Below are 12,524 nucleotides of genomic sequence, written 5' to 3'. Positions count from 1 at the left end.
ACGTCGGTGGAGAAGCGGATCCCGCCGTCGGGCAGATCCACGCCCGGCCAGATGCGGGCGCCGCGCAGCAGTTCGCAGCGGGCGCCGACGCTGGCGCCGTCACCGATCACCGCATCGCGGACCAACGCCCGCGGCCCGATACGCGCACCGAATCCGATGATCGAGCGCTCCACGGTGGCCCCGGCCTCGACACGGGCGCCGTCGAACAGCACCGCACCGTCGAGTCGCGCACCGGCGCCGACCTCGGCGCCGCGCCCCACGACCGTGCCGCCGATCAGCAGCGCACCCGGCGCGACACCGGCACCGGGGTGGACCAGCGATTCCCCACGCTGACCCGGCAGCGCCGGCGAGGGCGCGATCCCCCGCACCAGATCAGCGGACCCCCGCACGAAATCCTCGGGCGTACCCATATCGCGCCAATACGAGGCGTCGACATGACCCTGGATGTGGGCGCCCTCGGCCAGCAGCGACGGGAACACCTCGCGCTCGACCGATACCGGACGGCCACTCGGGATCTTCTCGATGTACTCGCGACGGAAGACGTAGCAGCCGGCATTGATCTGGTCGGTCGGCGGGTCCTGGGTCTTCTCCAGGAAGGCGGTGACCCGGCCGGTCTCGTCGGTGGGCACGCATCCGAAAGCGCGTGGATCACCGACTCGGACCAGATGCAGGGTCACATCGGCACGGGTCGAGGCGTGCGTGTCGAGCACGGCCCCCAGATCGGCCCCGCCGAGGACGTCACCGTTGAAGACCATCACGTTGTCGGCGCGCAGCTTCGGCAGCACGTTGCGGATACCGCCGCCGGTCCCCAGCGGTTCGGTCTCGGTGACGTATTCGAGGTCGAGGCCGAGTTCGGCGCCGTCGCCGAAATGTTCCTCGAAGACCTCCGCCTTGAACGATGTGCCCAGCACCACATGGGTGATGCCGGCATCGGCGATCCGGGCCAGCAGGTGGTGCAGGAACGGCAGACCGGCGACCGGCAGCATGGGCTTCGGCGCCGAGAGCGTCAGCGGGCGCAGCCGGGTGCCCTGGCCACCGACCAGGATCACGGCGTCAGTTGCGGTGTCCACGCCCGCTCCCTCCCGAATTGTCCGGCATCAGTCTTCCCCTTTTTCAGGTTCGGTCCACGCGTTATCGCTGCGCTTCACGGTCGCGCTCGCGCAGCGCAGATCGAACCGCAAGTTTGCAGCGAATCGCAAGTCCGGCCCGCAACGCCCATCGCAGCGGGGCCTGCCACCAGTGCGGATGGCGGTCGGCCTGGAAACGATAGGCGGAGGCGTGATGGGCGGGCAACATGGTCTCCGGATGCCGCCCGGCCGCGTGCCCCTTGGCATGGGTGACCTCGGCAGTCGGCACGAAGACGTTGCGCCAGCCGGCCTTGCCCATCCGGTCACCGAAGTCGACATCCTCCATGTACATGAAGTAGCGCGAGTCGAAGCCTTCGATGCTGTCGAACGCGTCGCGCCGGACCAGCAGGCACGACCCCGACAACCAGCCGACCGTGCGCTCGGCGATCTCCTCGTTCTCCTGCCGGTACCGCCGCGTCCAGGGGTTACCCGGCCAGATCGTGCCGAGGATCGCGTGGCCGGCGCCGTCGAGCAGACCGGGCACCCGCCGCGCGGAGGGATAGATACTGCCGTCCGGCTCGTGGATCAGCGGCCCGAGCGCACCCGCGCGCGGCCAGCGCCGGGCGGCGGCCAGCAAGTGATCGATGGAATCGGTGCCCCAGCGCACATCCGGATTGGCGATGATCACGTACTCGATATCGGGATCGAGTTCGGCGACCGCCCGGTTCACCGCGCCCCCGTACCCGATGTTGCCGCCGGTGCGCAACAGCGTGACATGTTCGTTGGACTCCGCGGCCAGCTCGGGAGCGCCGTCGGTCGAGCCGTTGTCGGCGAGGATCACCTGCGGTTTCTCCGCGGTGGCGGTCGCGAGTGTGCTGATGAAGTGGTCGAGATGCTCGCCCGGCGAATAGGTTACGGTGACCACCGCCAGCTGAGGGGTACGGTCCGCGGAAGGGGCTGAATCCGAAGCGCTCACGGAAGGCCAGCCTAATGGGTGAGAGGCCGGAGTAGGCACCCGAGCACAACCACCCACAGGGCCTTATCAGACTGACGGCCGGCGTCGCGGCTCACGCGCGCCGGCTCACCCGGCAACAATCACGGTTTCCCGCGGTCCGACAGCCGAGCCAGCGCATCGGCCAGCGCCGCCCGCCACTCCCGCAGCGGCGTGAGACCGGCCTGCGCCCATGCCCGATTCGACAGCACCGAATAGGCCGGGCGCCGCGCGGGACTCGGGAAATCGGCGGTACCGCAGGGCCGCACCCGCTCGGGATCGGCCCCGAGTTCGGCGAACACCGCCCGCGCCAGCCCGAAGCGACTGACCGCGCCCGCGTTGCTCGCGTGCAACACACCCGGAACCGGCTGCCGCGCAACGAGTTCCAGCAGCCCCCGCGCCAGATCGGGTGCGTAGGTGGGCGATCCGATCTGGTCGTCGACGACCGATATCGTCTCGCGTTCGGCCTCGAGCCGTCGCATCGTCGCCACGAAATCGCCGCGGTCGCCGGTGTACACCCACGCCGTGCGCACGATGGTGGCCTGCGAATACTCGCCGAGCACGGCCTGCTCACCGGCCAGTTTGGTACGGCCGTACACACTTGCCGGGCCGGTCGGATCGTCCGGCTCGTACGGATCCGACGCGGTGCCGTCGAAGACGTAATCGGTGGAGATGTGGATCAGTCGCGCGCCGGCCACGCGACAGGCGGCCGCGAGTACCGCCGGCCCGGTGACATTGCCCGCGTACGCCGCGTCGTGCTCGGACTCGGCGGCGTCGACGGCGGTGTAGGCGGCACAGTTGAGCACCACATCGCCCGGACGAACGACGGCACGCACGGCTTCGGCGTCGGTGATGTCGAGATCGGCACGCCCCAGGGTGAGGGCCGCGGGCGCCGCGGTACGCAACGCCCGGCCGAGCTGTCCGCCGGCGCCGGTGATCACGAGCCGGGACTGGGAATCGGGACTCATCCGGCAAGTCTGGCACGCCACGCCAACAGCGGTTCAGCGGTGCGGGCGCACTGGTTGGATAGCCTCGAATCCGGGAACTCCCCGGTACGCCACCGGCATCGGAGGCGGTGGGCTACGCGGGCAGATTCTCGAACGGGGGTCGATCGAGCGTGGAAAAGGAATATGGAGTGCCGCAGAACAGAAGTGCGTCGTCGCCGCCCCGCGGCGCCGGAGCACCACTGCCCGGCGGCCGCGTCCCGCGAGCTCGCGGCGTCCGCCCGAATGCGAGTCCCGGGGCGAATCGTCCCGGGCGGCTGTTCGCCGCGGCCGCCGCGGCGGTGGTGTTCATCGTCACCGGTTTCGGCTGGCACAGCGTGGATTCCTTGATCTCGGGCATCGAGCGGATCGGCAACCTGGGCCTCGGCGGCGGCCACGACGGTGCGGTCGACATCCTGATGGTCGGTATCGACAGCCGCACCGACGCGCACGGCAATCCGCTCAGCGATCAGGAACGGGCGATGCTGCACGCCGGTGACGAGGTCGGCACCAACACCGACACCATCGTGCTGGTCCGGGTGCCCAACGACGGCCGGTCGGCGACCGCGATCTCGATTCCCCGCGACTCCTATGTCGACATCCCCGGTATCGGCAAGGGCAAGATCAACTCCGCCTACGGCGCGACCAAGGAGAACGCGCGGCAGAAATTCGCGGCGCAGGGCCTCTCGGATTCCCAGATCGAGCAGAAGTCCACTCAGGCCGGCCGGCAGGCACTCATCAAGTCGGTCGCCAATCTGACCGGGGTCACCGTCGACCACTACGCCGAGGTCGGCCTGCTCGGATTCGTACTGCTCACCAATGCCGTCGGCGGGGTGGACGTCTGCCTGAACAACGCCGTGGACGAACCGCTCTCGGGTGCGGATTTCCCCGCCGGACAGCAACGGCTCGACGGGGCGCAGGCACTGAGTTTCGTGCGCCAGCGCCACGATCTGCCGCGCGGCGACCTCGATCGCATCGTGCGCCAGCAGGTGTTCATGGCCTCACTGGTGAACAAGGCCCTCAACGCCCGAATTCTCGCCAATCCCGGAAAGTTGCGCGAACTCGGCGATGCCGTCGGGCGCACGATCGTGCTCGACGAGGACTGGGATGTGGTGGCGTTCATGCATCAGCTGCAGGATCTGTCCGGCGGAAAGGTGAATTTCGAGACCATTCCGGTGCAGGATCTCGACGGGACCACCGCCGACGGCGAATCGGTGGTGAAGGTCGACCCGAAATCGGTGAAGTCCTATGTCGCGGCGGCGGTCGGCGCCACCACCGACGATCACGACGACGACCGCGCGGCGGCGCCGAGTTCGGTCACCGCCGACGTCTACAACGCCGGCAGTACCGGCGGTTTGGCCGGCCAGGTCGCACAGGCGCTGACCGGCAAGGGTTTTCACACCGCGACCGTCGGAAACTGGCCGGGTGCGCCGGTGCGCAGCAGCCGGGTACTCGCCGCCTCGAGTTCCGATCCCAAGGCCAAGGCGGTCGCCGAGGCGCTCGGCGGCCTGACCGTGGTCGCCGAACCGGATGGGCCGGAGGGTGCGGTGCGGGTGGTGCTCGCCGATGACTACTCTGGTCCGGGCTCGGCGGCCGGCAGTCTGTTCGACATGTCCGGAACCTCGCCGGCTTCGGGCACCGCGACACCGGTGCCGCCCGCGCCTCCCATCGACGCCGGCCAGAACGGACCGAAATGCGTGAACTGAACGACACTCTCACCGATGCCCTGCTCGGCCCGATCCTCGCCCGCGACGCCGCGGCGCCGCGGATCACCCACTACGACGACAGCACCGGCGCCCGCATCGAACTGTCCGGGCTGACGCTGGCGAACTGGGCGGCCAAGACCGCCAATATGATTCGCGACGAATTCGGCCTCGCTCCGCGCGCGCGGGTGTCGGTGCTGCTGCCCGCGCACTGGCAGACCGCCGCGGTCCTGCTGGGCTGCTGGTGGGCCGGCACCGAGGTGGTGCTGCGACCGGACGCCGACGCCGAACTCGCGCTGGTCTCGGCCGCGCGCATCGACGAGGCCGGTGATATCGCCGAGGTGGCCGCGTTGTCGCTGGATCCGATGGGTATGCCGGTCGCCGACCTGCCGGTCGGCATCACCGACTACGCCACGTCGGTGCGTGGGCACGGCGACCAGTTCCACCCGGCGGGCGCGGGCGCCGCCCTCGACGGCGCCACGGTCGCCGAGACCGTGGCAGCGGCCCGGGCCTCGGCCGAACGGCAGGGGTTCGGCGCGAGCGACCGGGTGCTGTCGACCACCGACTGGGACACCCCCGGCCACCTGATCGACGGACTGCTCGCGGTGTACGCGGCCGGAGCCTCGCTGGTGCAGGTGACCGCCCTCGATCCGGCTCGGCTCGAGCACCGGATCGGCACCGAACGCGTCACCGCGCGCCGGTCCTGATCTCCTACCCGGGTAGGGCACGGCGATCCACCCGCAGTCCGTTTCCGGCACGCCGGCTACTCCGTAGTGTGGGTGTCAGCGAACCGGACGACGAACGGGGATGGCGATGAAGCCGCAGTACTGGTTTCGGTGGTTGGTGGTACAGGGCACGCCGCGGCTGGCCTTGAAGACCTATGCCCGGCGCGGCGAGACCCTGGCGAAACTGATGTCCAGCCCGGAGGCGGTCCAGGATCCGATACCGCTGCTGGAATCCCTGCGCGCCCAGGGACGGCTGGTGCACTCGCCCCTGGGCTGGGCGACCGCCGATTACGAGCTGGTCCGTACCGTCCTGCGCGACACCACCTTCAAGGTCGCGGCGGCCGAGGGTTTCGTGCCCGGACCGCTGCGGCCGCTGATGGATCTGGCGACGCTGCCGCCCAATCCGGTGCAGCCGCCGTCGATGCTGGTGATCGATCCGCCCGACCACACCCGGATGCGTAAACCGGTGGCCTCGGCATTCACGCCGCGCGCGATCGCCCGGCTGCGCGACCGCGTCGAATCGGTGACCACGGAACTGCTCGACGCCCTGCCCTCCGGCGGTTCGGCGGATCTGGTGGCCGACTTCGCCTCCCAGGTGCCGATCGCGATCATCTCCGAGATGCTGGGTTTCCCCGACGCCGACCGGGACCGCTTCCTGGCCTGGGGTGACGCCGTCTCGCCGATGCTCGATATCGGCATCAGCTGGCGCACCACCCGCGGGGCGTCGGCGGCCATCCTGGAGATGGACCACTACCTCGACGAGCACATCGCGCGGCTGCGCCGCGAACCGGGCGAGGACATCCTGTCCGGACTGGTGAGTTCCGGCACGCTGGACGACACCGAATTGAAGGCCTCGGCGACACTGCTGATGGGCGCCGGATTCGAGACCACGGTCAATCTGATCAGCAACGGCGTCGTCCAGCTGGTGAACCACCGCGATCAGCTGAACCGGCTGCGCGAGGATCCGCAGCTGTGGCCCAACGCGATCGAGGAGATTCTGCGCTTCGACGCACCGGTGCAGAACACCGGCCGCATCGCCGGGCGTGAGGTCGAGCTGGCCGGTATCACGGTGCACGAGGGCAGCACGGTGGTGTTGTCGCTGTCCGGTGCCAATCGCGACCCGAAGGTGTTCGCCGAACCGCACCGCTTCGACGTCACGCGCGCCAACGCCAAGGATCACCTGACGTTCTCCAGCGGCATCCATGCGTGCCTGGGCGCCAGCCTGGCCCGGATGGAGGGCACGTACGCGCTGCGGTCGCTGTTCGAACGGTTCCCGAATCTCGTGCTGGCCGGTCGCCCGGAGCGTCGCCCGCTGTTCACCCTGCACGGCTACAGCCGGTTGCCGGTGCTGCTCGGTAAGCGCGCCGAGCAGCCCAGCAGCGTCTGAGCCGGCTCAGCTGAAGCCGACCGCCTGGTCACCCCAGGCGGTGTGCAAATCGTGATCGGGATCGTCGAGGACCCCGTCCACGGCGTCGACGACCAGTGTCGTGCGGGTGGATTCGCGGTAGGGCGGCCAATGCTTCGAGCCGTCCAGCGCGGCAGGAACCCCGTGTTCGGCGAAGGCCAGCCAGCGCCGCATCATCCGGCCCGACACCTCGCTCGCGACCTTGCGACCGCCCAGCCAGAAGGTCGGATCATGATCGAAGGACCCGAAATTGCCGAAGATGTACGGCAATTCGGTGGCGTGGCCGGCGCCGACGCGCGCGGCCTTCAGCATCGGCGTGGCCTGATCGAAGCGATACATCCAGGTGCGGCTGTGCCGGGAATGCGCGTCGGCGACCCAGTGCGCCGGCATCCGGAACGCCGCATCGGTCGACATCGCCAGCGCGCCGCGCGTCTTGGCCAGATCCGGGTAGGCGGAGGTGATCTCGGCGATGCGCTCGTGCGAGAGCCCGGGATGTTCCCCGGCGACGGCATTGAGCATCGCGTTCACCGCATCGGGTGTCACCGGCATGATCGGCGAGCGGAACAGCCGGAACAGCGACGCCTCGTCCTTGTTGGTGCCGATGATCAGCGGTACGCGATGCGAACGGCCCTGCTGGAAGCGGTCGGTCGGATAGGTGGGCAGCAGATCGCCGTCCACGACCGGCGCCGCGGCCAGGCGTCCCGGCGACTGCAGCGGCACCTCGTCGAGCAGGACGCCGGCCGCGTCCACGATCCGCTCGATGGGACATTCCAGCAGTTCCCGGGCGCGTTCGGGCGGCAGGTCCATCAATTCCAGGAAACGGCTCGCCACCCCCGCGGCCCGGTCGGGACCGAAGACGGTGGTGGCCGGCGGACTCTGTGCGATGGCGCGGTGGAACAGGCCGGCGGCCCGCGGCGAGGTCAGCAAGGCCGTCACACATCCCGCGCCGGAGGATTCGCCGAAGACGGTGACGTTACCGGGATCACCACCGAAGGCGGCGGCATTGTCGCGCACCCATTCCAGTGCCGCGATCTGGTCGTGCAGGCCGAGATTGGCGACGAACCCGTCGCCCAGTGAGGACAGGTCGAGGAAACCGAGCGCGCCGAGCCGATAGTTGACCGCGACGATCACCACGTCGCCCGTCTCGACCATCCGGCGGCCGTCGTAGATCGCCTGCGCGGCCGTGCCCAGACAGTAGGCGCCGCCGTGCAGCCAGACCATCACCGGACGCGGCTGCACCGGTTCGGCGGCCGGTGCCCACACATTGACCCACAGGCAGTCCTCACCCGTGCGCAACCCCGAGTCCACGGGCACCATATCGCCCATGGTCTGCGGCGCGATCTCGCCGAATTCGGTGCAGTCACGCACTCCCGACCAGGCTTCGGGCGGTTCCGGCCGCGCGAACCGCTTCGGGCCCGCCGGCGCCGCGGCATACGGGATGCTGCGCCATACGTGGACGGATCCCGTACGGAATCCGCGGACCGCACCGCTGGTCGTGTGGGCGATGGGTCCGGCAGTGTCCTCGACCGGAGTCGCCTCGAAGAATTGAGTGCTCATCTCGCACCTCCTCGTACTCCCTGTAACCGAGAGTACGTCCGAGATCATTCGTACCGCGTCAGCCTCGATCGATGTGGCCGAGGTCGCGGTCGGGATCGATGCGGTCGCGCACGCGCTGTTTAAGTCCGGCGATATCGGGGAAGCCACCGTCGGCTCGGCGCTCCCAGATCTGCTCACCGTCGACGGTGATGCGGAAGACTCCGCCGGTTCCGGGGATCAGCGCCACCTCGTCGAGGTCGGTGCCGAAGGTGTTCAGCAGTTCCTGAGCCATCCATCCGGCCCGCAGTAACCACCGGCATTGCGTGCAGTATTCGATCGCGATTCGTGCCATGCGGTGACCCTAGTGAGGGACCGGATTCCCGGTCGTCACCGCGCGACCGTCCACCTTGTAGGCAACTCCTTCGCTATCTGTTCTAATCGGAAATGTATTGCCGTAATGGTAGTGGGAGAGCACTGGCAACTCTTTACGAGCCGATTACGATTCGATATCTCCGTCGACGTACACCCACCGGCCGTCGATACGAGCAAATCTGCTGCACTCGGAAAGTACGCCGCGCCTGCCGTCGTACCGGTAGGTGGCGCGGAACTCGACCACGCCGGTGTCGTCGAACAGGCCACCCGCTTCGGTACCGAAGACCTGCAGCGATATCCAGTGCTGCGCCGGATCCAGGGCCAGGCGCCGCGGCCGGGTCCGTGGATGCCACGTCCGCAGCAGATAGTCGCGATCGCCGACCGCGAAGGCGGTATAGCGCGACCGCATCAGCGCTTCGGCGGTCGGCGCCGGGCGGGTGCCGTCCAGGCGCGGGCCGCAGCACTGCCCGAACTGTTCACCGCTACCGCACGGACAGCGGTCGGTGTCGCCCGGGCGCTCGGGAAAGGTCTCGGCCATCGCACGATTATCGCCGCCCGGAATTCACGTGTTCCGGCGGCGGCCGAACACGGCGGGTACATCCGCTCGGCCGATGCGGTCGAGTTCCTCGGCCAGCCGAGCGGTTTCGTCGTACCAGTCGCGCAGTTCGTGCAGCGTCGGCGCGGGTTCGGAGTCGAGGTGATGGCCGGCCCGCGACAGCGTCGCCCACAGTCCGCCGACCCGGCCCGCGAGTTCGGGACCGGCGCAACTGTCCAGCGCCAGCAGTTGAGCACGCATACTGCACCGGGCCAACGACGGGGACACCCGTGCCCACAGCCGGTCCACCGACTGTTCCAGCGCGATGCGCAGGATCCACACCGTCGCCCGCGACCACAGGCCGCCCGCATCGGTGACCGTGCCGTCGAGCAGTTCCGCGGCCGCCGCCAAGCGCTGGGCCACGGTCGGACTCACGGATTCAGCCATGTCACGAATCTCTTCGTCCCCGAGATCAGATCGCCCGAGCGGCGCTGGATGCGGATGTGCGCGCCGGCGGTCGCATCGCGCACCACCGCGCGGGCCCACGGCGCCTCCCGGTCGAGATAGTCGTTCAGATCGTCGACCCGGTCCGGCACACCGAAGACCGCCAGGGCGACCGTCTCCCACGTGGTGCGCGCCCGATCGACGCGGCGCTGCACCTCACGATGATCGATGCCGGCGGCCAGTAGTTCACGCCGGGCGCGGGCCAATGCGGCCGCCTCGATCGCCGATCGGCAGCAGGTGATGACCAGTTCGGTCGCGATCGCCTTGGGCAACTGCCTGGTGCGCAGCAGGGCCCGCGCGTCGCCGAGGTAGCGCTGCACCGGATCCTCGACCGCGCGCACCTCCACCCGTGAATGCTCGCGCCGCTGCACATCGAGAACCGTTGCGTCCAAACGCAATCGGCGCACGGCCTCGGCCAGCCGCTCGTCGTGGGTGAAGACGATCACCTGGCGTCCGCTGCGCGCCACCGCCGCCAGCACCCGGGCGAGTCCGTCCACCTTCGCCGGATCCATCGCCTGCACCGGGTCGTCGATCATGACGAATCCGAACGGGCTTTCGGCCACCGTGGCTCGGGGCAGGAACAGGGCCAGGCCCAGTGCATGCAATTCGCCCTGACTCATCACTCCGAGAGCGGCCGCGCCGGAATCGTCCACGGTGACGTCGAGCAGCACCTTGCGGCTGGCTCCGGCGTTGCCCTGCAGCCGGATCGCGCCGAGATCCACATTGCTGCGCTGACGCAACCCGCCCCAGATGCGCCGGGCGTGCTCGGCCAGCGGGGCGAGGCGTTCGTCGCGCAGGCCGGCGGCGGCCGACTTCAGCCAGTCCTCGGCGCGGCGGACGGTACGCAGCTCGGCGTCGGCCGCGGCGACCAGCCGGGCCTCGTGCAGCCAGGTGGCGATGCGCGGGACCAGCGGCGTCCAGACCGCATCGATGCGATCGAGTTCCTTGTGCACGGCTCGCTGCAACACCTCCAGCCGCACCGCGAGTTCGGCGTGCGCGCCGCGCATCCGGGCCGCCAGGGTGGCGCCCGCTTCGACCTCGAGCAGGGCGGACCAGCTCGTCCAGGCGCGGCGGGTGTCCACGGGATCGATATTGGGCGCGGCGATGGTCGATTCCAGTTCCGGCGGAACGGGTTCGATCAGGGCCCGGGCCGCGGCGATCGCCTCACCCAGCGCGGCCCGAGCGGTGGTGAGCACTGCGGCGCGCCGCTCGACGGCCTCGATCCGGGCTGTCGCCTCTCGCTGCCATCGCGCGTCGAGACGGCCGTGGCCGCAGACCGGGCACGGACATTCACCGTCCTCCGCGTGTTCACGAGCGCCACGCAGCAGGTCGACCACGCGGAGTTCGGCGTCCAGATCTCCGGTCGCCAGCTCCAGCAGTTCGGCGGTGCCGCGCTCGACCGCCTCGGCGGCCGACTCGACCTGGGCGGAAGCCGGGATGCGCAGGCGTGCGACAGCCTGCAGTGCCGCGACACCGCCGGGGTCGTGGCGGGCACCGGCGAGTTCATGGGCGACCGCGGACAGGTCCGGCGCGGGCGCGCGCAACATCTCGGCGACCCGCTCGGCACGCTCGTCGGCGACGGTGAGCAGTTCGTCCAGCAGGGCCTGCCGGCCGTCCCGGGACTGTTTCGCGGCGCGTTCCAATTCGATTCGGCGCGTGCGCGTCCGATCCAGTGCGGCGCTGACGTCGTCGAGCCCGAGCAGCCGGTGCAGGGCGTCGAACAGATCGCTGGGACGGCCGTCGACCACCGCGCCGAGCTCGCTGTAGGACAGGAACGGCCGATACAGCTCCAGGGCACGCGCCCAGTCCTCCGGGCGGAATTCGGCACTGTCGCTGTCATTTTCGCGCTCCGTCCAGCTACCGGCCGACAGTTCGTCGCCCTCCGCCCACGTGCGCGTGATCGTGAACGGGCCTCGTTCCTGCGCGAGGAGGTCGACGGCGATCCGAGGGGGCTTGTCGCAGTGCATATTTCGCCAGCCGTCGCGCCAGACCGCAGATCTGCCCTCCCAGCGCCGATTGACGCCGGTGAGTGCCAGTTCCGCGGCCTCGGCGAAACTCGATTTGCCCGACCCGTTGCGACCGACCACGAGTGTCAGACCGGGGCCGGGCGCGATGCGCAGGACCGCCTCGCCGCCGATCCCGCGGAAGCCGCGAACACGGACGGCGCGCAGGAACACTCCGGACCGCGGCCCGGCGGCGCTCTCCTCGACGGACTCCCCCAGCGCCGCCAGCACCGTCTGCGCTACCTCCGGGCTCACCGCCGGATCCGCCTGCAGCCGTGCCGAAACCAGTTCACGCAGGCGCGGCGCGACCTCCCCCTGCTCTTGCCCCAACTGCCCCTCCCGGCACTCGCGCACGACTCGTCGTGGCGAACGCTACCGGAGAACCGGCCCGGGCGGGACGCATGGCCATCGAACGGTCGAACCGCCCGATGTCCACCCCTCGGCCGTCCCGGCCGGGCAGTTCCACGGGTTACACCCCTCACGGGTGGCTCGGTTCAACCGAACAGATCAGAATGCCAGAGATCACGATCAACCACAACAGTGCTTGATTCTGCAATGACATTCCGCGCCACGGGATTTCGTTCGCAACCGACGAGCGAACCCGGCCGTCGCCGTTCGGCCGACGCCCCGGAAGACCGGCCTCGCGATCTTGTCGGTGGGCTCGGGTACAAATCCGGGGTACCGAACGAACGGGGGAACA

Annotated in this window: 11 protein-coding genes; 3 read left to right on the top strand and 8 right to left on the bottom strand. The window is 69.5% G+C overall.

Features of this window, described 5'->3' with window-relative positions; translation table 11 throughout:
• From IRT45_RS31900 to rfbD, 3 genes are all read right to left on the bottom strand, one after another.
• A partial coding sequence (locus tag IRT45_RS31900; RefSeq protein WP_062995279.1) for a sugar phosphate nucleotidyltransferase occupies positions 1 to 1,070 on the bottom strand: 1,070 nt, incomplete at its 3' end.
• Between the two features lie 61 nt (positions 1,071 to 1,131).
• Positions 1,132 to 2,043, bottom strand: coding sequence for a glycosyltransferase family 2 protein (locus tag IRT45_RS31895; protein WP_309241247.1), 912 nt, complete (start codon positions 2,041 to 2,043; stop codon positions 1,132 to 1,134).
• Between the two features lie 119 nt (positions 2,044 to 2,162).
• Entirely contained in the window at positions 2,163 to 3,026 is an 864-nt protein-coding gene (rfbD, locus tag IRT45_RS31890) for a dTDP-4-dehydrorhamnose reductase (protein ID WP_194809506.1), read from the bottom strand.
• Positions 3,027 to 3,319: 293 nt separating this feature from the next.
• On the opposite strand from rfbD, the gene IRT45_RS31885 reads away from it, so the two are divergent.
• From IRT45_RS31885 to IRT45_RS31875, 3 genes are all read left to right on the top strand, one after another.
• Positions 3,320 to 4,747, top strand: coding sequence for an LCP family protein (locus IRT45_RS31885; RefSeq protein ID WP_228535676.1), 1,428 nt, complete (start codon positions 3,320 to 3,322; stop codon positions 4,745 to 4,747).
• A complete protein-coding gene (locus IRT45_RS31880) occupies positions 4,735 to 5,451 on the top strand; it encodes a TIGR03089 family protein (protein ID WP_194809505.1) in 717 nt (238 codons plus the stop codon). The genes IRT45_RS31885 and IRT45_RS31880 overlap by 13 nt, the downstream gene beginning before the upstream one ends.
• A gap of 100 nt (positions 5,452 to 5,551) precedes the next feature.
• The gene (locus IRT45_RS31875) at positions 5,552 to 6,856 is read left to right on the top strand and encodes a cytochrome P450 (RefSeq protein ID WP_375540177.1); all 1,305 of its coding nucleotides are present in this window, start codon (positions 5,552 to 5,554) and stop codon (positions 6,854 to 6,856) included.
• Between the two features lie 6 nt (positions 6,857 to 6,862).
• Here IRT45_RS31875 and IRT45_RS31870 read toward each other — a convergent pair whose 3' ends face one another.
• From IRT45_RS31870 to IRT45_RS31850, 5 genes are all read right to left on the bottom strand, one after another.
• Positions 6,863 to 8,431 carry a carboxylesterase/lipase family protein gene (locus IRT45_RS31870; protein WP_194809504.1) on the bottom strand — a complete coding sequence of 523 codons (1,569 nt, stop codon included), beginning with the start codon at positions 8,429 to 8,431 and terminating at the stop codon, positions 6,863 to 6,865.
• Positions 8,432 to 8,489: 58 nt separating this feature from the next.
• Positions 8,490 to 8,762: a SelT/SelW/SelH family protein gene (locus IRT45_RS31865; RefSeq protein WP_036504585.1), complete on the bottom strand. Its 273-nt coding sequence runs from the start codon at positions 8,760 to 8,762 to the stop codon at positions 8,490 to 8,492.
• A 144-nt stretch (positions 8,763 to 8,906) separates the two neighbouring features.
• A complete protein-coding gene (locus IRT45_RS31860; protein ID WP_194809503.1) occupies positions 8,907 to 9,320 on the bottom strand; it encodes a YchJ family protein in 414 nt (137 codons plus the stop codon).
• A 24-nt stretch (positions 9,321 to 9,344) separates the two neighbouring features.
• Positions 9,345 to 9,764: a hypothetical protein gene (locus IRT45_RS31855; RefSeq protein WP_194809502.1), complete on the bottom strand. Its 420-nt coding sequence runs from the start codon at positions 9,762 to 9,764 to the stop codon at positions 9,345 to 9,347.
• Complete coding sequence (locus IRT45_RS31850) at positions 9,749 to 12,154, bottom strand: AAA family ATPase (protein WP_228535668.1); 2,406 nt, start codon at positions 12,152 to 12,154, stop codon at positions 9,749 to 9,751. Before IRT45_RS31850 ends, IRT45_RS31855 begins: the two co-directional genes overlap by 16 nt.
• Between the last annotated feature and the right edge of the window lie 370 nt (positions 12,155 to 12,524).

The sequence above is a fragment of the Nocardia sp. BSTN01 genome (assembly GCF_015354405.1).
GTDB lineage: Bacteria > Actinomycetota > Actinomycetes > Mycobacteriales > Mycobacteriaceae > Nocardia.
The sequence above is the reverse complement of the archived record's forward strand: the minus strand, read 5'-3'. Positions and strand labels throughout refer to the sequence as shown.